The organism is [Empedobacter] haloabium (assembly GCA_008011715.2).
In the GTDB taxonomy this organism is placed as follows: Bacteria; Pseudomonadota; Gammaproteobacteria; order Burkholderiales; family Burkholderiaceae_D; genus Rugamonas; species Rugamonas haloabia.
In genome coordinates this window covers 1,181,204-1,202,093 of sequence record CP136508.1, presented here as the reverse complement: position 1 = coordinate 1,202,093, position 20,890 = coordinate 1,181,204, and the positions used below count along the sequence as shown (strand labels likewise).

Below are 20,890 nucleotides of genomic sequence, written 5' to 3'. Positions count from 1 at the left end.
CGATTACAGCGTACGCGCCACTTCGGTGACTTCGAACACTTCCAGCACGTCGCCCACGACGATGTCGTTGTAGCCCTTCAGCGACAGGCCGCACTCCAGGCCGGCGCGCACTTCCTTCGCATCGTCCTTGAAACGCTTGAGCGAGTCGATCTCGCCCGTCCAGACGACGATGTTGTTGCGCAGCAGGCGGACCGACGAGGTACGCTTGACGACACCATCGGTGACCAGACAGCCCGCGATCGCGCCGACTTTCGAGACCAGGATGACCTGGCGAATCTCGACCTGGCCGGTGATCGTCTCGCGCTTCTCCGGTGCCAACATGCCCGACAGTGCTGCCTTGACCTCTTCGATCGCGTCGTAAATGATGTTGTAGTAACGGATGTCCACGCCATTCGCTTCCGCCAGCTTGCGGGCCTGGCCGTCGGCACGGGCGTTGAAGCCGATGATGACCGCTTTCGAGGCCACCGCCAGGTTGACGTCCGATTCCGAGATGCCACCCACGGCGGCGTGCACGACCTGCACGCGCACTTCCGAGGTCGACAGCTTCTGCAGCGAGCCGACCAGCGCTTCCTGCGAACCCTGCACGTCGGTCTTGACGATCAGCGGCAGGTTCTTCACTTCGCCCTCGGCCATCTGGTCGAACATGTTCTCCAGCTTGGCGGCCTGCTGCTTGGCCAGCTTCACGTCGCGGAACTTACCTTGACGGAACAGGCCAATCTCGCGTGCCTTGCGCTCGTCGGCCATGACCATGGCTTCCTCGCCGGCGGCCGGCACTTCCGTCAGGCCCTGGATCTCGACCGGGATCGACGGACCGGCTTCGTTCACCGACTTGCCGTTCTCGTCCAGCATCGCACGTACACGGCCGTACGACGAACCGGCCAGCACGACGTCGCCGCGCTTCAGGGTACCCGACTGCACCAGGATCGTCGCGACCGGGCCGCGGCCCTTGTCCAGACGGGCTTCCACCACCAGGCCGCGGGCCGGCGCTTCCACCGGTGCCTTCAGCTCCAGCACTTCGGCCTGCAGCAGCACGTTTTCCAGCAGCGCGTCGATGCCCTGGCCCGTTTTCGCGGACACCGGCACGAACGGCGAATCGCCGCCGTATTCTTCCGGCACGACCTGCTCGGCGATCAGCTCCTGCGTCACGCGCTCCAGGTTGCCGCCCGGCTTGTCGATCTTGTTGATCGCCACGACCAGGGGCACGCCGGCCGCTTTCGCGTGGGCGATCGCTTCCTTCGTCTGCGGCATGACGCCGTCGTCGGCCGCCACCACCAGGATGACGATGTCGGTGGCCTTGGCACCGCGGGCACGCATGGCCGTGAAGGCCTCGTGACCCGGCGTGTCCAGGAACGTGATCATGCCGCGTGGCGTGTCGACGTGGTATGCACCGATGTGCTGCGTGATGCCGCCGGCTTCGCCCGACGCGACCTTGGCGCGGCGGATGTAGTCCAGCAGCGACGTCTTGCCGTGGTCGACGTGGCCCATCACCGTCACGACCGGCGCACGCGGGGTCGCTTCGAAGTGGGCGTGTTCGCCCTGGTCGGCCAGCAGCGCTTCCGGATCGTCCACCGCCGCGGCGAAGGCCTTGTGGCCCATTTCTTCCACGACGATCATCGCCGTTTCCTGGTCCAGCACCTGGTTGATGGTGCACATCTGGCCCAGCTTCATCAGCTGCTTGATCACCTCGGAAGCCTTGACGGACATCTTGTGCGCCAGCTCGGCGACGGTGATCGTCTCCGGCACGTGCACTTCCTTGACGATGGCTTCCGTCGGTGCCTGGAAGTTCGATTCGCGGTCGTCGTGCGAGTTGCGGCCACGGCCCTTGCCGCCGGCGCCACGCCAGCCGTCGCGACCCGTCGGCGCGGCATTGCCACGGCCCTTCAGGCCACCGCCCGGCGCGCCGCGCTTCTTGGCGTCGTCCGACCAGGTCGACGACACGTTGGCCGACTTGATCGATTTCTTGTCGCCCTTCTTGTCGTCTTTCTTGTCCGTCGTGGCGGTCGTCGCGCCGGCGGCCGGCTTCTTGTCCGCCGGCTTGTGCAGCGTGCCTTCCGCCACTTTCGGCTTGACCGGCGCAGGCGCCGGTTCCGGTGCCTTGATGACGCGGCGCGGCTGGCTCATCATGGCCTTGATCTGGGCCACTTCGTCCGCCACGGCCTTGCGGGCGCGCTCGGTCGCTTCCGCGCGGGCGGCGGCTTCCTTGGCGGCTTCCTCGGCCTTCTTCTTCGCTTCCTCGGCCTCGGCCTGGCGCTTCTTCTCGGCGGCAGCGGCGGCTTCCGCCTTCTGCGCGTCCGCCGCACCGGCTTTCTCGGCGGCGGCCTTCTCGGCGGCGGCTTTCGCGGCCTCCTCCTCGGCACGGCGCTTCGCTTCCGCCTCGGCGGCAGCCGTGGCCTTGGCCTGGGCTTCCTTCTCGGCGTCCAGCTTGGCCAGGCGTTCCTGCTTCTCGCGCAGTTCCGCTTCCTGACGGGCGATCAGCTCCGACTGGCGGCGCGCTTCCTCTTCGCGGCGGGCACGTTCGGCTTCGTCGATGACAGGGGCCTGTGCCGGCGCGGACGCGGCGGCAGCTGCCGTCGTGGTCAGGTCGTCACGCTGGACGAAGGTGCGCTTCTTGCGCACCTCGACCTGGATCGTGCGCGACTTGCCGGTGGCGTCGGCCTGCTTGATCTCGGTGGTTTCCTTGCGGGTCAACGTGATCTTCTTCTTCTCGGTTCCTTCGGTTGCGCCGTGCGTGCGGCGCAGGTGTTCCAGCAGCTTATCCTTATCATCTTTCGACAATGGGTCTGACGCCGACTGCTTGTCGACGCCCGCGGAACGCAGCTGCGTCAGCAGCAAGTCTGCAGGCATCTTCAGTTCGGTGGCAAATTGGGCTACGTTGTTACTCGCCATTCAGTCCTCTTTTCTATGTGTCGCGGTGATGATAAGAATGCTCTGCTACTTCAGGCCTTGGCCGCTTCGGCCAGGGCCCACGCCTTGGCCTGCAGGGCCTTGGCACGGTCGTCGTACTTGCTGTCGACCAGCTTCATTTCATCGTCGGTCACATCTGCAAATTCAGTATTAATCAGTTCGCGTGCACGGTCGGACGACAACGCCAGGATGGCGCCGAATTCGTCATAGGCCAGTCCGGCGAATTGTTCGACGGTCTTGATGCCAGCCAGGCCCAGCTTGCCCGCGGTGATGCGGTCCATGCCTTCCAGGCCAACCAGTGCTTCTTCCATGCCTTCCAGGCCCTCTTCCGAAGCGATCGCCTCGGTCACCAGGGCATCGCGGGCACGGGTACGCAGTTCGTTCACGGTGTCTTCGTCGAAGGCTTCGATTTCCAGCATTTCGGAGATCGGCACATAGGCGATCTCTTCCAGGCTGGCGAAACCTTCCTCGACGAGGATGTCGGCCACTTCCTGGTCGACATCCAGTTTTTCCATGAACAGGGCGCGGATCGCGGCCGTTTCCTGGGCTGCCTTGTCGGCCGATTCCTCGGCCGTCATGATGTTGATCTTCCAGCCGGTCAGCTCGGAAGCCAGACGCACGTTCTGGCCCGAGCGGCCGATGGCGATCGCCAGGTTTTCTTCGTCCACCACCACGTCCATCGCGTGCTTCTCTTCATCGACCATGATCGACGACACGTTGGCCGGGGCCAGCGCGCCGATGACGAACTGCGCCGGGTCTTCCGACCACAGCACGATGTCGACGCGTTCGCCGCCCAGCTCGCCGGTCACAGCCTGCACGCGCGAACCGCGCATGCCGACGCAGGTACCGATCGGGTCGATGCGCTTGTCGGCCGTGTAGACGGCGATCTTGGCGCGCACGCCGGCATCGCGGGCGGCCGATTTAATTTCCAGCATGCCCTGTTCGATTTCCGGCACTTCCAGCTCGAACAGCTTCATGATGAATTCCGGCGCGGTGCGCGACAGGATCACCTGCGGGCCACGCATATTGCGGTCCACGCGCAGGATGTAGGCACGCACGCGGTCGCCGATACGCAGATTTTCCTTCGGGATCATCTGGTCGCGCGGCAGGCGCGCTTCGATCTTGCCCGATTCGACGATGGCGTCGCCGCGTTCCATGCGCTTGATGGTGCCGGTGACGAGCGAGTCGCCGCGCTCCAGGAAGTCGGCCAGGATCTGTTCGCGCTCGGCATCGCGCACGCGCTGCAGCACGACCTGCTTGGTGTCCTGCGCGAAGCGGCGGCCGAATTCGACGGACTCGATCGGTTCTTCGATGTATTCGTCCACTTCGATATCGGGGATCTGTTCCTTGGCTTCGAACAGCAGCACTTCCTGGTCAGGCAGTTGCAGGCCGGCTTCGTCGGGCACCACGTGCCAGCGGCGGAACGATTCGAATTCGCCGGAATCGCGGTCGATCGAAACGCGGATGTCCACTTCGCCTTCATAGCGCTTTTTCGTGGCCTGCGCCAGTGCGAACTCGAGCGCGCCGAACACCACGTCCTTGTCGACGTTCTTCTCGCGCGCCAGCGCATCCACCAATAACAATACTTCGCGACTCATGCTTTGCGGCTCCTAAAATCCACCTGTGGCACCAAGCGTGCCTTATCCATATCCGCGAGCGTGAAATTCAGCACCGCAGGACCATCTTTACTTTCGAATTCAATACCCAGTTGCTCGCCTTCGGGCTGTTGCAGAATGCCCTGGTAGGACTTGCGGTTCGAGGTGCCCGGCAGCGCCATGCGCAGCTTGACGATGGCTTCGTGGCCGGCAAAGCGCTCGAAATCGCTCAGCTTGCGCAGCGGCCGGTCCAGGCCGGGCGACGAGATTTCGAGCCGTTCGTAAGGAACGTTCTCGACCGTCAGCACGTGCGACAGCTGATGGCTGACCGTGGCACAGTCTTCCACCGTGATCGGACCTTTTTCTTCTGCGTCCGCGGCAGGGAAGTCGATATACACACGCAGCAATCCACGCTCGGCCCGTTCGAAATCGACCAGCTCGTAGCCCAGACCGCCAACGGTCTTCTCAATCAAATCCAGCAGTTGCAAAGAAAAATCTCCAGATCGGGGCCGGGAAGCGAATTTCCAGACCCTCTAAAACGAATCACCAAAAAAAAAATGGGCAACTGCCCATCTTCTTGTCCTGCCAGCCAGATGAAAGCACTCTCAGCAAACTTACCTGCGAAGAACTTTTACTAGGCCGCTCATTATAGCGGCTTATTGATTTCGCTGCAATGCCGCATAATGAAGCGGAACGTAGTTACAACAGTGGCAAAGTTGGCGTTTGGGGTCTGCCCTTGGGGTCTGTCCCCAACGGGGACTGACCCCGAAGTTTGCCATTGCCGCTAGCGAAGCACGCAGAACTTCGGGGTCAGTCCCTGAAGGGAGCGGCAGCAGGGGTTTCGAAGAGCACCGCTCTTCGCCTGCGTAGCGGTGCTGGCCTACCAGCCAGCACCAAGACCCCAGCCCTCAACAGCCGCGGGTTAACCCTTGCGCCGCCGCGGCATGCCATGATCCATCGCCCCGCCGCGCGGCTGGCCGCCACGGCGTGGCTGGGCGGCAAAGCCGAACGTCGTCTGCAGCGGATCGGGCTGCTTTGGAGCGCGCGCCTTGGCCGGCTGGCCCGGACGGCCGCCACCCTGGTCGCCCAGGCCGGCCCGGCCGAAGCCCTGGCCACGGCCGGCACTGCCCGGCCGGCCCACACCGGCGGCACCGAAGTAGCTGCCCTGGCCCTGGCCGCCACGCGCGCCACGGGTTGGCTGCGGGAACGGGTCGGCGTTCTTGTTGCTGACGTCCAGGCGGTTGAAGTTCTGCTCGCGCTCGCGGCCGCGCTTCTCGCCGCCACGCTCATTGCCGTTGCGTTCGCCCCGGGCGTTACCGCCCTTGGCGGCGCCGTCGCCGGACTGTTTCTTCTCGACACCGACCATCGCCAGCAGGTCGCGCACCGTGTTTTCTTCCATCTCTTCCCAGCGGCCGCGCTTCAGGTTGCTCGGCAGGGTCAGCGCGCCGTAACGGGTACGGATCAGGCGCGACACCGTCAGGCCGACCGCCTCGAACATGCGGCGCACCTCGCGGTTGCGGCCTTCGCCGATCACCACGCGATACCACTTGTTGACGCCTTCGCCGCCGCCGTCGGCGATCTTGGAGAACTGCGCCATGCCGTCGTCCAGCTCGACGCCGGCCAGCAGCTTCTGGCGCATGCCCTCTTCCAGCACACCCAGCGTGCGCACGGCGTATTCACGGTCGATGTTGTAACGCGGGTGCATCAGGCGGTTCGCCAGGTCGCCGGACGTGGTGAACAGCAGCAGGCCTTCCGTGTTGAAGTCGAGGCGGCCGACGGCCAGCCACTTGCCCACCTTCATCTGCGGCAGGCGGTCGAACACGGATGGACGGCCGTCCGGATCGTCGTGCGACACGATTTCGCCGGCCGGCTTGTGGTACACCAGCACGCGTGGCGGCTTCTTGCTGACCTTCCGCTGGATCAGCTTGCCGTTGATGCGCACGGCATCCGTCGGCAGGATGCGCTGACCGATGTGGGCCGGCTCGCCATTGACGGACACGCGCCCGGCAATGATCAGGTCTTCCATGTCGCGGCGCGAACCCAGGCCCGCTTCGGCCAGCACCTTGTGCAGCTTCGGCGCGTCGTCCTCGGCCGTCAGGTCGCGGCGCACCGCCTTCTGCGGGCCCTTTCCACGGGCGCCCTCGTCACGGTCGAACGCGTCGGACGTGACGAACGAGAACACCGCATCGGCTTCGCTGACCTTGCCGCCGCCGTTGCCACCCTGGCGGCGCTGACCTTGCTGACCTTGCTGACCTTGGGCCTGCTGGCCCGGCTTGCCCTGCTTGCCCTTGCGCTTGCCGTTGTTGCGACCCTCGCCACGTCCCTCGTTGCGCGCTTCGCCACGAGCCTCGTTGCGCGCGGTCCGCTCCGGCGCCGCGGCGCCTTCGGCAGCCACGGCGACCTCCTGGGCCGGCTCGACCGCTGGCGTCGCTTCGGCGCGCTCAGCCTTCTCCACTTCGCGCAGCGCGCGCTGTGCGCGCATCTGGCGCGGGCCGCGCGGCGCGCGAGCTTTTTTCTCGTCCGCCGGCGTCGACTCGGCCGGGGTATCGGCGCCAGGTGCCGGAGCCTGCCGCGGCTCGACGGCGGCCGGTGCGGCATCCACCGGCGCGGCGGCCGGCTTGACGGCGCGGCTGCGCGGCTTCTTCACGGGAGCCGCCTCGGCAGCGGCCGGCGCGGTATCGGCCACCGCGGCCACCGCGGCCGGCGCAGCAGCGCCCTCGGCACTGGCGGCGGTCTTGCGGGTGCGCTTCGGCTTCGGCGTCTCGCCGGCCGCCAGCAGTGCCGCGTTGTCCGCTTCGATCTGGGCCTTGGTGCGGCGCTTCGGCTTGACGGCTGCGGCGGCGACTTCCTGCGCGCCGGTCTCGTTGGTCTTGTCAGTGTTGTTCATTCGTTCGTTCTTGCGTGGGGTCAGCGTCAGGCGCTACTTGCGGCACCGCGCCTGCGGCGGGTGCATCTTCGGGCGCTACATTGTCAGGGACTGCGGCGGCATGGGCCGCCTTCTCGAAATTCTCCTGCAGCGCGGCTTCGAGTACTTCCATCGAATTGGCGTTCTGCACATCGCTGATTTGCTGCAACGGCGGCAGCTGGGACAGCGATTGTAAGCCCAGGTCATCCAGGAACTGCTTGGTGGTGCCCAGCAATGCCGGGCGGCCCAGTACGTCGCGATAACCGACCACGTCGATCCAGCCGCGGTCTTCCAGCATCTTGATCGTCTGCGAGTTCACGGCCACGCCGCGAATCTCCTCGATGTCGCCGCGCGTCACCGGCTGGCGGTAGGCGATGATCGCCAGCGTTTCCAGGGTCGCGCGCGAGTACTTCTGCGGCTTTTCCGGATTGAGCCGGTCCAGGTACTGCTTCATCTCCGGCCGGCTCTGGAAGCGCCACCCCGAGGACAGGCCCACCACCTCGATGCCGCGGCCCTGCCAGTCCTGCCGCAGCTCCTCCAGCAATTGCTTGATCGTGTCGGCGCCGACGCCGGTGCCCAGCGGGCGCCCCTGGTCGTCGGTGTCGACGTATAACTTTTTCAGGCTGTGAATCGATAACGGCTCACGAGCGCAAAGCAGCGCGGTTTCGAGGACTTTCTTGGCCTCAGCTGTATCCATAAGCAATCTTGTGGTCGCACATCCATGCAAGAAGCCGCCGGGCCGCTGCGCGCCGGGCGGTGAGTCACAGATGGAGAGATGTGTTTTCGGGGAGAAAACCGGCCGGCAATTCCGGGGAGGCCTGTCGCCCTCGTGCCGCCATGCCGCCCCATCCGTTCCGATGCGGGCGTTGGCCTGCCATGGGCTTCCCAAGGTTTCTCAGGACCGCGCGCTGCCAACACAAAATCGCGAACGCGCGCTGCCGTTTCATCCAACTCTGGTCATTGTACCCGATAAAATCGGGAAAAGTGCAACTCCGCGCTAGGGTTGCGTGCGCGACCGTATCGGACGCCGGCCTCAGGCGGCCGCCAGCCGCTCCGCCAGGATGGCCGACACGCCCAGGAATGCCGGGTACTCCGCCGTGATGACGAAGGTCGGAATTTCCGCCAGGTAATTTCGGAAGCGGCCTTTCGCCTCGAAGCGGGCGCGAAAGCCCGAACGGTCGAAGCGCTCGCCCAGGCGCGGCACGATGCCGCCACCAATATAGATACCGCCCTGCGCACCCAGCGTTACGCCCAGGTTGCCGGCAATGGTGCCCAGCATCGTGCAGAACGCCTCGATGGTGGCGTCGCACAGCGGGCAGCTGCCGTCCAGCGCACGGCGCGCGATCTCGGGCGCGCCCAGCACCTCGGCGTCCACCTTGCGGTAATCGGCCAGCGCGCGGTAGATCAGCTCGATGCCGACACCGGACAGCAGGCGCTCGGCCGACACGTGCTCGAATTCCTTCCAGGCGAACTGCAGGATCGCCACTTCCGTCTCGTTCATCGGGGCAAAGCTGACGTGGCCGCCTTCGGACAGCAGCGCCGTCCAGCCCGACGCCGACGGGATCAGGCCGGAAACGCCCAGGCCGGTGCCGGCGCCGATCAGGCCCAGCGGCGTACCTTCGACGGCCGAGCCGCCGCCCACCTGGCGCTTCTGCGCGGCCGGGATATGCGGCAGCGAACGGGCCAGCGCCGTGAAATCGTTGACGACGGCCAGGACGTCGAAGTTGACGTCGCGGCGCAACGCCTCGATCGAAAATTCCCAGTGGTGGTTCGTCATGCGCACCAGGTCGCCCGTGACGGGGTTGGCGATCGCGATGGCGCCATGGCGGATGCCCTGCGATGCCGCGGCCACGTCCGGCAGGGCCAGATAGGCCCGCATCGCATCCGCCAGCGTGGCGTAGTCGGCGCAGGCCAGCACGTGGATGTGACCGATCTGGCCGGGCGCCGTCTCCAGCGCGAAGCGGGCATTGGTGCCGCCAACATCGGCCAGCAGGCGCGCGCCGCCGGGGAATACGGAAGGAGTGATCAGCGACGCGGAATCGGACATGACGTTCATGGTGCGGCCAAAAAATAGTCGAGGCCTAATCCTATCGGATATCTTAGCGTAGACGCAAGAGATGAGTGTAGTTTTGGTACATCTTCGGCAAAAGCAACGGAAAACCACATAAACCAAGCCGTAGTATGACTACCGCGCTCGGGAAGCTGCGACAGTTGCCCATCTTGAGGAAACGTTACCACACTGTCGCACATCGGAATAGTGCCGGAGCGTTCCGGGCGGCAACTTGCCAGGGGCGGGCCGCTCGATCATGGGCAAACCCAAAGTGCAAACCCTTGGGTCAGACCCGGCGGGTCTGACCCCGGCTCTTGCTTCGGGGTTCTCTCAGTTGCGCCCGCCCCCCCTCAGTGCTTAACTGCCGAACGCGCTGTTCCAGGCGTCCAGGCCGCCATGCAGCGGCTTGGCCAGCGTGTAGCCCTGCTCCTGCAGTTGCTTTGCCACGCTGGCAGCGGTCACGTCGTTCGGGCAACTGCAGTACACGACGATATGGCGGTCGCGCGGCAGCGCGGCCAGGATTGTCGCCGGATCGCCGTTCAGCAGCAGCGCCCCCGGCACCGGCGGCTCCATCTGCTGCGCGGTAGCGCTGCGCGCGTCCACCAGCACTGGCTCGTGGCCGTCCGCCAGCAGTGCCCTCAGCTGCTCGACGCTGATGCGTTCGGTCTGCATGGCGCGCTGGAAGCGGCGCCGCTCGATGTACTTGAACAGCACGAACAGCGCCAGCAGGATGCCCAGCACCGTCAGCGCCGTGCTGCCCATCGTGGCGAGCATGTCCAGCACCTGGTCGACATTGGCGTGGAAATAGGCCCCGATCGAGATGCCGGTCAGGCTCCACAGCAGCCCGCCCAGCGCGCTGAAGCTGAAGAACACGGATGAGTGCGTGCCTATCGCGCCCGCCAGCGGCGGCCCGATCGTGTTGAAGCCGGGGATGAATTTAGCCACGATCAGCGACTTCGGGCCCCATTTGCGGAAGTTGTCCTCGGTCTGGCTGACGCAGTAGTCGGGCGACAGCGAAATCCTGCACAGCAGCCGCAGCACGCGCGTGCCGTAATGGCGGCCGGCGCGGAACCAGAAGAAGTCCGCCAGCAGGCAGGCGCCCAGGCTGACGGCCAGCACGCCGGCCAGCGCGGTGCCGCCCTCGTCCACCGCCAGCGCGCCGGATACGATCAGGATCGGATAGGCCGGCAGGGGCAAGCCCATCTGCTCGACCAGCACGACGATAAAGACGATCAGGACGCCATACTCCTGCAGCAGCGAAATCAGGTTTGCCATTATTCCGCCATGGTAGCACCGGCGCCCGGCGCCCGTGGGATCGCCCCCAGCAGCGAGCGCGTGTAAGGGTGGCGCGGGTTGCGATACAGCTCGTCCGCATCGGCCATCTCCACCACCTCGCCCTGGTTCATCACCAGCACGCGGTCGGAGATGTAGCGCACCACCGCCAGGTCGTGCGAGATGAAGATATAGGACAGGCCGTATTCGTCCTGCAGCTCCTGCAACAAGTTCAGCACCTGCGCCTGCACGGATACGTCCAGCGCCGACACCGACTCGTCGCAGACGAGGATCTCCGGCTTCATCGTCAGGCAGCGCGCGATGGCGATGCGCTGGCGCTGGCCGCCGGAGAACTCGTGCGGATAGCGCTGGTAGGCCGCCGGCGGCAGGCCGACCCGTTCCAGCAGCGCCTGCGCCAGCGCCACCCGTTCGCGCTCGTCGGCGCCGATGCCGTGCAGCCGCATCGGCTCCAGCAGGATCTGGCCGACGGTGAAGCGCGGATTCAACGAAGCGTACGGGTTCTGGAAGACGATCTGGATGCGCCGCTTGTACGGGTGGTAGTCGCGTTTCGACAGCGCCAGCAGGTCGCGCCCCTCGAACACGGCGCTGCCGCCGCTGGCCTCGTGCAGGCGCAGCAGGGTCAGTCCGAGCGTGCTCTTGCCGGAGCCGGATTCGCCGACGATGCCCAGCGTGCGGCCGCGCGCCAGCTGGAACGACACGTCCTTCACGGCCTGGAATTCGCGCTTGCCGAACAGGCCCTCCTTCAGCCAGAAGCTCTTCTTCAGGTTGCGCACGTCCAGCACGATGTCGTCGTCCGGGCGGTAGCCGCGCTGGCGCTGGCGCTGGTCGGCCGTGGCGCGTCCGTCCAGGTAGTCGGCGATGACGGGCAGGCGCCAGGGCCGCGCATCCAGCGGCGGCCGGCAATGCAGCAGCGCCTGCGTGTAGCTGTCGCGCGGCGCGCCGAAGATCTGGCGCACCGGACCCGCCTCGCGGGTCTCGCCATGGCGCATGACGATCACCTCGTCCGCGATCTCCCCCACCAGGCCCAGGTCGTGCGTGATGAAGAGTACCGACATGCGGTGCTTGCGCCGCAGGCTGGCGATCAGCTCCATGATCTGCTTCTGGATCGTCACGTCCAGCGCCGTCGTCGGCTCGTCCGCGATCAGGAGCTTCGGCTCGCAGGCCAGCGCCATCGCGATCATCACGCGCTGCTGCTGGCCGCCGGACATCTGGCCCGGATAGACGTCGATCTTCGCGGCCGGGTCGGGAATGCCCACCTCCTCCAGCAATGCCAAGGTCCGCGTGCGCGCCTGGCGCGCGCTCATGCCCATGTGCCGGCGCAGCACCTCGCCGATCTGGTAGCCCACCGTCAGCACGGGATTGAGCGACGACATCGGCTCCTGGAAGATCATCGCGATATCGTTGCCGCACAGCGCGCGCCGTTCGGCGTCCGGCAGGTGCAGCACGTCGCGCCCCTCGAACAGCACGCTGCCGGCCGGATCGACCAGGGTGGTGTGACGGGGCAACAGGCCCATGATGGCCAGCGAGCTGACCGACTTGCCGCTGCCCGATTCGCCCACCAGCGCCACCGTCGCATCGCGCGGTACCGTGAACGAGATGCCTTTCACCGCCTCGACCGTGTTGCGCTTGTCGACGCGGAAGGCGATGCGCAGGTCGCGCACTTCCAGCAAGGCGCTCATGCCTTCACCTTCGGATCGAGGGCGTCGCGCAGCGCATCCGCCAGCAGCGAGAACGCCGTCACCAGCACCGCCATCGCGACGGCGGCGGCGCTCAGCTGCCACCATTTGCCCAGCAGCAGCTCGTTCTGCGCCTCGTTCAGCATCGAGCCCCACGACACCACGCCGACCGGCACGCCGAAGCCCAGGAACGACAGGATCACCTCGGCCTTGATGAAGCCCACCGCCAGGATCGACAGCTGCACCAGCGCCACGTGGCTGACGTTGGGGAAGATATGGGCGAACATCTTGCGCAGGTTCGATGCGCCGATGGCGTCGGCCGCCAGCACGTATTCCCTCGCCTTGTGGCGCAGGTACTCGGCGCGGATCAGGCGGTACGGCCCGGTCCACCCGGTCAGGCCCAGGATCAGCACGATCGTGGTCACGCCCTTGTGCTGCAGCACGGCGGCCACCGTCAGGATCATCAGGATCGACGGGATGGACGTGAACACGTTGTAGAACCAGTTGCACAGGTCGTCGACGACACCGCCATAAAAGCCGGAGACGGCGCCGAACAGCGTGCCCAGGCTCACCGCCACCGTTGCAGCCACCAGGCCGACGACGATCGAGGTCTCGCCGCCCTTGATGGTCTTCTTGATCACGTCGTGGCCCCACTTGTCGGCACCGAACGGCAAGGTGGCGCGGCGCGGCGCCGCCTGCTCCGCGCCCAGCTGGGCACGCAGCAGGCCGATCTCGGCGGCCAGCGGGTCGAACGGATTGTCCGGCACCGGCAGCGCCGGCGCCGCGGCGGCGGCGATCGCGGCCGGCGCCGCGCCGACGAACGTGGGCGGCGCGTAGTTGACGCCGACCTCCTCCTCCCAGTCGGCCGCGACCAGTCCCGCCGCGGACAGCACCAGCATCAGGAGGAAGGCGGCGACGACCGCCAGCGCCACCATGGCCACGCGGTCGGCGCGCAGCCGGCGCCACGCCAGGGTCCACAGGCCGGCCGCGCCGGCGTCGTCGGGCAGCGCGCTCATGCCAGCCGCACCCGCGGATCGACGGCCTGGTACAGCAGGTCCGCCAGCAGGTTGAACACCATCGTGGCGGCGGCCACGCAGACGGTGACGGCCTTGATGACGGGGAAGTCGCTGCGCTCCACCGCCAGGATCACCTCGCGGCCGATGCCGGGGATGCCGAAGAAGCGCTCCAGCAGGAAGGCGCCGATCAGGAGCGCCGGCAGGTTGGCCATCACGTGCGTGATGATGGGGATGGCCGCATTGCGCAGCACGTGCACCCACATCACGCGCCGCTCCGGCAGGCCCTTGGCGCGCGCGGTGCGCACGTAATCCTGGTTGACTTCGTCCAGCACGAAGCTGCGATACAGCCGCAGGGTGGGCGCCAGCGACACGGCCAGCCCGATCAGGATGGGCAGCGGCGCGTAGCGCAGCAGGTTGACGGCGAAGCTGTCGCCCCAGCCCTGCACGGGAAACAGGCCGAGGCGGTAGGCCAGGCCATACTGGAACACGATGATGTAGACGAGGATGGAGATCGACATGCCGACGGTGCACGCCACCATCACGGCGCGGTCGGTCAGCGAGCCGCGCACGAAAGCGACCGCCAGCGCCAGCGCCACGCCGATCAGCGTTTCCAGCACCGTCAGCGGCACCAGCACCGTCAGCGAAGGCCCCAGCCGGCTGGCGATCACCTGCCGCACCGGTTCGCCGGTGGCCCAGCTCTGGCCGAAGTCGAACGTGATCACCTGCTTGACGAAGATCCACAGCTGCACGGGATACGGCTCGTCCACGCCGAGCTGGTGGCGGATGTTGGCGATCGCATCAAGGCTGGACATCTTCCCGGCCAGGATATAGGCGGGATCGCCGCCCACCCAGTTGAACAGCACGAACACGAGCAGCACGACGCCCAGCATGGTCGGCAGCATCTGCCACAGGCGGCGCAAAACGAAGGCTAGCATCGGGCTCCAAACGGCTGCGAAAGACGTAACGCGGGGCACAGGATCATATCGCATCCAGGCAGGAAATTGCAGCCGCACGGCGAGAACGTCGCGCCCCGGCACGATGTCGTATATTTTCCACAACTTTTCAGCCGCAAGTCGATGCATCTATACAAACATCCTCGACCAGTGCTTTCATGCGATGGCGAGGAGCCTTCCGCCCCTCGCCCCCTGGCATTGCAACCCAAATCAACGTGGAGGCAGCAAATGGTAGAGAAAAGATTGTCCCGTTCCGTACGCCTGCTGTGTGCCGGCGGCCTGGTCGCAGCGGCCGGCCTGGCCCAGGCGCAGCCCGAAGCGCCGATGCAGCGCGTCGAGATCACCGGTTCCAGCATCAAGCGCGCGACGGCCGAAACGGCGTCGCCGGTGCAGGTCGTCGGCCGCGACGAGCTGCTGCGTTCGGGCAAGGGCACCGTCGCCGAATACCTGCAAACGCTGGCCGTGGACGGCGCCGGCTCGCTGCCGACCGGCTTCGGCAACGGCTTCGCCGCCGGTTCCACCGCCATCTCGCTGCGCGGGCTGGGCGCCACTTCCACGCTGGTGCTGCTCAATGGCCGGCGCATGGCGCCGTTCGCGCGTGCCGACGACGGCCAGAAAAGTTTTACCGACCTCTCCACCGTGCCGATGCAGATCGTCGAACGCATCGAGATCCTGAAGGACGGCGCCTCTTCCACCTATGGCGCCGACGCCATCGCCGGCGTCGTCAACATCATCCTCCGCAAGGACTTCCAGGGCCTGGAAGTCAAGGGCGACACGGGCTGGTCGCGCTACGACGACGGCAAGCAGAACAAGGCTTCGATCACCTACGGCCGGGGCGACCTGGAGGCGGACCGCTACAACTGGGTCGCCAACGCCGAGTACTTCCAGTCGGACAGCATCGCCAACAGCGACCGCGCCGGCCGCCGGCGCCACATCGGCATGGGCGACCTGCGTCCCTGGGGCTTCCCGGTCGGCACCCAGTTCGCGGGCGGCTACATCTCCGGCACCAACAATGCCAACCAGAGCCCGGCCGGCAGCATCCGCAATCCCGTCACGACCAACTACGTGAGCCTGCCCGGTTGCGCCAGCGTGACTCCGACCACCGACCAGACCGGCGCCAACGGCGGCTGCCTGTACCACCACAGCCAGTGGCGCGACATGCAGCCGGAGATCGAGTCGCTCAACCTGTACACACGCGGCACCTTCCAGGTCAACCCTGCCACGCAAGCCTATGTGGAGCTGGGCTACTCGAAGCGCGACACGTCGTTCACGATGATCCCGCCACACTTCACGCCGACCGTGGCGTTCCCGCCCAATGCGCAGAACCCGCAGGGCTTCATCAACTACGGCAACCTGAACCTGCTGGCCGCCACCCATCCGCAGAATCCGTTCGGCGCCCCGGCCCGTATCCGCTACCTGGCCGCCGACATCGGCCCAAGCGTGCGCCATGCCGACAACACGTTCAAGCGCTTCGTCACCGGCATCAAGGGCAACGCCTTCGGCTGGGACTATGACGCCGGCTTCACCTATTCGAAGTCCGAGCTGCAGCTGCGCTATACGAACATGCTGAACATGAACGTGATGCGCGCCGCGCTGAGCGATCCCACCTCGCAGTACTTCCCGTACTACATGGGCGCCGAGGCCTATCGCAATCCGGCATCGCTGTACGCGGCGCTGGCGGTCGATGCGACGTCCGATTCGACCAGCAGCCTGTCCTCGTTCGACGCCAAGGCCTCGCGCGAACTGTTCGCCCTCCCCGGCGGCAACCTGGGCGTGGCGGTCGGCGCCGAACACCGGCGCCAGAAGCTCTCCAATCCTTCGCTGTCCGGTTCCGAAAACGGCTCGATCAACTCGAACTACGTGGCCGCGTTCGGCGACTCGAAGGTATCGGCCGTGTATGCGGAGTTGCTGGCGCCGCTGTTGAAAGGACTGGAGCTGACGGCCGCCGTCCGTTACGACAAGTACGACAACTTCAATTCGACCACGCCGAAGGCGGGCATCAAGTGGACCCCGACCAGGGCGTTCGCGCTGCGCGGCACGTACACGGAAGGCTTCCGCGCGCCAGGTCCGGCGGAAAGCAGCGCCCCGTCGCAATCGACCGGCAACTCCACCGTCAGCGATCCGGTGCGCTGCCCGGGCGGCAAGCCGGCAGCCGGCGGCGCCACCTTGACCGACTGCGGCTTCTCGGTGGCGGCCGTCAAGGTCGGCAACCCGAACCTGCAGCCGGAAACGTCGAAGGGTTACTCGCTGGGCCTCGTGTGGGACCCGTTCGACGGCAGCAGCATCGCGCTGGACGGCTGGAAGATCAAGCGCAGCAACGAGATCAACCCGATGCCGTACAACGAGGCGGCCGCATTGCCGACCGCGATCCGCTCGGACAACAACCTGGTCGTCAACGGTGTCGTGATCCCGAACTCGGGCACCTTGATCATGACGCAAGCGCCCTACCGCAACTCCAGCTTCACCGAAGTGTCGGGCGTGGACCTGGACGTGCGCCAGCGCCTGCGCCTGGGCGACTACGGCCGGCTGAACCTGGGCGTCGTCATCAGCCATACCGCTTCGTGGAAGCGGCAGGAATCGGCGACGACCTCCTACCAGTTCGCCGGCACGCACGGCAACTGCGACACGTCCAACTGCGCGGGCACGCCGAAGAACAAGGTCAACGCCACGGCCACGTGGGACATCGGCGCCTGGAACGTCAACGCCAACCTAAACTGGCGCGACAAGATGAAGAACATCCTGTACGAGGGCCGCGAGTGCGGGTCCACGCTGGCCAACGGCCAGCCGGGCACGAAAGACTGCGAGATCGCCTCGTTCACGACCCTGGACCTGTCCACGCGCTTTGCCGTCAGCAAGCAGCTGACCTTGTTCGCCTCGGTCAACAACGTGACGGACAAGGTGGCGCCGCTCGATCCGCTCACGTATGGCGGCATCAGCTACAACCCGATGGATGCTTCCGGCGCGATCGGGCGGTATTTCAAGGTGGGGGCGCACTACAAGTTCTTCTAAGCGGCAGGGGTCTGTCCCCAACGGGGACTGACCCCGAAGTTTTCATACCGACCGAGCACATGGAAGCCAAACTTCAGGGTCAGTCCCCAGGGGACAGACCCTAAGCTCTCATCTTGTAGCGGATGTGCCACATACGCAGAAATACGGATCTCACACCCTGCCGCCTCCCATCTATACGGCGATGCAACTCCACAGCGTACGATATCGCGACATAATCGCAATATTGCAAATAAAATTCGGAAACGCTTCCATCCCTCCCGCAACCGTTACATCCAGTTACATTCTCCAGTACAACTTTACGATTGACGCCCGCCACTTCCCTCTGTTCTGATGCCCTCCCTGAAGGGCCTGCATAGACAGTTCCTTCAGACAACGTCACCTCAAGCAATACCGCTTGTTACAGGTTCGTTCAATCTTGGAGGCAGTACATGATGATGGAAAAAATGATGGCACGTTCCGTGCGACTGCTCTTCGCGGCAGCCGGGATGGGTGCCGCCCTGCCCGCGCTGGCGCAGGATGCGCCGATGCAGCGCGTGGAAATCACCGGGTCGAGCATCAAGCGCGCGACCGCCGAGACCGCTTCGCCGGTCACCGTGATCAACAGCGATGAGCTGCTGCGCTCGGGCAAGGCCACCGTGGCCGAATATCTGCAGACCCTGACCGTGGATGGCGCCGGCTCGCTGCCGACCAGCTTCGGCTCCGGCTTCGCCGCCGGCTCCACCGCGATCTCGCTGCGCGGCCTGGGCGCCACCTCGACGCTGGTGCTGTTGAACGGTCGCCGCATGGCGCCGTATGCCCGCGCCGACGACGGCCAGAAGAGCTTTACCGACCTCTCCACCGTGCCGATGCAGATCGTCGAGCGGATCGAGATCCTGAAGGACGGCGCTTCCTCGCTGTACGGTGCCGACGCGATTGCCGGCGTCGTCAACATCATCCTGCGCAAGGACTTCACGGGCCTGCAAGTGCGTGGCGAGACCGGCTGGTCGCGCTATGACGACGCCAAGCAGAACAAGGCCTCGATCACCTACGGGCAGGGCGACCTGGACGAAGACAAGTACAACTGGGTCGTCAACGCCGAGTACAGCCAGTCGGACGAGCTGAAGGCGTCCCAGCGCGCCGGCCGCGACTGGATCGGCCACGGCGACATCCGTCCATGGGGCTATGGCCTGCCGACGCAGTATGCGGCCGGCTACATCAGCAACGGCGCCGCGTCGCCCTCCCCGACCGGCTCGCTGCTGAACCCGGCCACGGGCCAGTACGTCTCGCTGCCAGGCTGCGCCAACTTCTCCAAGTCCGTCCAGGGCGACCCGCGCGGCGGCTGCGTCTGGCACCAGGACCAGTTCCGCTCGATGCAGCCTGAAATCGAGTCGCTCAACCTGTACACCCGCGGCACCTGGCAGATCAATCCGAACCTGCAGGCCTACACGGAGCTGGGCTACTCGGAGCGTCGTTCCTCGTTCACGATGACGCCGGGTTCGACGTCGGGCACGATCATCTTCCCGGGCGCGAACAACGTGCCGCAGCTGATCAACTACGGCTCGCTGATCAATATGGACGCGAGCCACCCGCAGAATCCCTACGGCCAGGACGTGCGCCTGCGCTACTCGATGTTCGACGTCGGTCCTTCGGTACGCAACGCCAAGAACACATTCAACCGCTTCGTCGTCGGCCTGAAGGGCAACAACGCGGGCTGGGACTGGGAAACCGGCTACACGCATTCCGAGTCCAAGCTGGACCTGGCGTGGACCAATATGATCAACATGAAGGTGCTGAACGACGCGCTGTCCAATCCGGCCAGCTCGCTGTTCCCGTACTACATCGGCGCCCAGGCCGGCAAGAACTCGCCGGCGCTGTATTCCGCGCTGACCCGTACCGCCACGTCGCATTCCACGACCAAGCTGGACATCGTCGACTTCAAGGCCACCCGCGAGCTGCCGTTGGCGCTGCCGGGCGGTAACGTCGGCCTGGCCATCGGCGGCGAACACCGCCAGGAAAAGCTGAACAACCCATCGTTCGGCGGATCGGAAGACGGCTCGATCAACTCCAGCTACACGGCCGCGTTCGGCGACAGCAAGGTCTCCGCCGTCTACATCGAAGCACTGGCGCCGATCCTGAAATCGGTCGAGCTGACGGGCGCGCTGCGCTACGACCACTACGACAAGTTCAATTCGACCACGCCGAAGCTGGGCATCAAGTGGACCCCGGTGAAGACGTTCGCGCTGCGCGGCACCTACACGGAAGGCTTCCGCGCCCCGAGCGCCGCCGAAAACAACACGCGCAGCCAGGCCACCGGCTCGGCTTCCGTGCAGGACCCGGTGCGCTGCCCGACCAACGCGGCCGGCGTGCCGACGCCAATCGCCGGCGCCAGCCAGGGCGACTGCTCGATCTCGATCAGCTCGATCAAGATCGGCAACCCGGACCTGAAGCCGGAAGAGTCGAAAGGCTACACGCTGGGCCTGGTATGGGACCCGTTCGACGGCACCAGCCTGGCGGTGGACGGCTTCAAGATCAAGCGTGAGAACGAGATCAACCCGGTCTCGTACGCGGAAGCGGCCACCCGTCCGGGCGCCGTGCGTAACGACAACAACCTGAAGGACGCTGCCGGCAACGTCATCCCGAACAGCGGCACGCTGCTGGTGGTACAGGGTGCCTACCGCAACTCGTCGTTCACGGAAGTCTCCGGCGTCGACGTCGAAATCAAGCAGCGCCTGCGCCTGGGCGAATACGGCAAGGCCACCATCGGCCTGACGTGGACGCACATCGCCTCGTTCCTGCGCGCCGAGTCCGACACGCTGCGCTACCAGTTCGCCGGCACGCACGGCAACTGCGACACGTCGAACTGCATGGGCACGCCGAAGAACAAGCTGAACCTGACCGCCTCGTGGGACATCGGCGCCTGGAACTTCAGCGGCACGGCCAACTGGCGCGACAGCATGAAGAACATCCGCTACGAAGGCGCACCGTGCGCCAGCCAGTTCGCCGACGGCACCGTGGCGCCGAACGGCTGCAAGCTGGCCTCGTTCACAACGGTCGACCTGTCGACCCGCTGGAACGTGTCGAAGCAGCTGACGATGTTCGCATCCGTCGCCAACGTGTTCGACAAGGTGGCGCCGCTCGATCCGCTGACCTATGGCGGCATGAGCTTCAACCCGCTGGATAATTCCGGCGCGGTAGGCCGTTACTTCAAGTTCGGCGCGCAGTACAAGTTCTTCTGATTGCTTACCCCACGGCAGGAACTGGGGTCGGACCCGGCGGGTCCGCCCCCGGCCATTGCAGTTGGGGTAGCGCATCTGGCAAGCGGCCTTCGGGCCGCTTTTTTTTTGCTTCAGCTCCGTAATTTTTGTTAATGTATATACCAATTCCAAGAAGCAACGTCGCTGCCATGACACAAATCTTTGGCAAAAATTGCCAGCTTTTCTTTCCTTAACCAAACAAAAATTGACAAAACAACGCTCGTGATGGTTTGATACAGGCCCCGTGATTTTTGGT

12 protein-coding genes are annotated in these 20,890 nt (G+C 65.6%); 2 read left to right on the top strand and 10 right to left on the bottom strand.

From position 1 onward, the window contains the following. Positions 1-3: 3 nt before the first annotated feature. The 10 genes from infB to E7V67_005210 form a co-directional block, all read right to left on the bottom strand. Positions 4-2,886: a translation initiation factor IF-2 gene (infB, locus tag E7V67_005255; GenBank protein ID WUR14515.1), complete on the bottom strand. Its 2,883-nt coding sequence runs from the start codon at positions 2,884-2,886 to the stop codon at positions 4-6. Between the two features lie 50 nt (positions 2,887-2,936). Beyond that, the gene (gene nusA / locus E7V67_005250; protein WUR14514.1) at positions 2,937-4,502 is read right to left on the bottom strand and encodes a transcription termination factor NusA; all 1,566 of its coding nucleotides are present in this window, start codon (positions 4,500-4,502) and stop codon (positions 2,937-2,939) included. Then, complete coding sequence (gene rimP, locus E7V67_005245) at positions 4,499-4,987, bottom strand: ribosome maturation factor RimP (protein WUR14513.1); 489 nt, start codon at positions 4,985-4,987, stop codon at positions 4,499-4,501. Before rimP ends, nusA begins: the two co-directional genes overlap by 4 nt. A 434-nt stretch (positions 4,988-5,421) precedes the next feature. After that, the gene (locus E7V67_005240) at positions 5,422-7,386 is read right to left on the bottom strand and encodes a pseudouridine synthase (GenBank protein ID WUR14512.1); all 1,965 of its coding nucleotides are present in this window, start codon (positions 7,384-7,386) and stop codon (positions 5,422-5,424) included. Continuing rightward, on the bottom strand, positions 7,373-8,101 hold the full coding sequence (gene scpB / locus E7V67_005235) for an SMC-Scp complex subunit ScpB (protein WUR14511.1): 729 nt from the start codon (positions 8,099-8,101) through the stop codon (positions 7,373-7,375). Before scpB ends, E7V67_005240 begins: the two co-directional genes overlap by 14 nt. Before the next feature lie 336 nt (positions 8,102-8,437). Beyond that, positions 8,438-9,451: a glucokinase gene (locus tag E7V67_005230; protein WUR14510.1), complete on the bottom strand. Its 1,014-nt coding sequence runs from the start codon at positions 9,449-9,451 to the stop codon at positions 8,438-8,440. A 360-nt stretch (positions 9,452-9,811) separates the two neighbouring features. Further along, positions 9,812-10,729 (bottom strand): DedA family protein/thiosulfate sulfurtransferase GlpE, encoded by a 918-nt coding sequence (locus tag E7V67_005225; GenBank protein ID WUR14509.1) that lies wholly within the window; start codon positions 10,727-10,729, stop codon positions 9,812-9,814. Next, positions 10,729-12,426: an ABC transporter ATP-binding protein gene (locus E7V67_005220; protein ID WUR14508.1), complete on the bottom strand. Its 1,698-nt coding sequence runs from the start codon at positions 12,424-12,426 to the stop codon at positions 10,729-10,731. Before E7V67_005220 ends, E7V67_005225 begins: the two co-directional genes overlap by 1 nt. Next, positions 12,423-13,439, bottom strand: a complete 1,017-nt coding sequence (locus tag E7V67_005215; GenBank protein WUR14507.1) for an ABC transporter permease — start codon at positions 13,437-13,439, stop codon at positions 12,423-12,425. Before E7V67_005215 ends, E7V67_005220 begins: the two co-directional genes overlap by 4 nt. Next, complete coding sequence (locus E7V67_005210) at positions 13,436-14,374, bottom strand: ABC transporter permease (GenBank protein ID WUR14506.1); 939 nt, start codon at positions 14,372-14,374, stop codon at positions 13,436-13,438. Before E7V67_005210 ends, E7V67_005215 begins: the two co-directional genes overlap by 4 nt. Before the next feature lie 261 nt (positions 14,375-14,635). On the opposite strand from E7V67_005210, the gene E7V67_005205 reads away from it, so the two are divergent. Then, positions 14,636-17,401: a TonB-dependent receptor gene (locus tag E7V67_005205; protein ID WUR14505.1), complete on the top strand. Its 2,766-nt coding sequence runs from the start codon at positions 14,636-14,638 to the stop codon at positions 17,399-17,401. 428 nt (positions 17,402-17,829) lie between these two features. After that, positions 17,830-20,616 (top strand): TonB-dependent receptor, encoded by a 2,787-nt coding sequence (locus E7V67_005200; protein WUR14504.1) that lies wholly within the window; start codon positions 17,830-17,832, stop codon positions 20,614-20,616. The last annotated feature ends 274 nt before the right edge of the window (positions 20,617-20,890 follow it).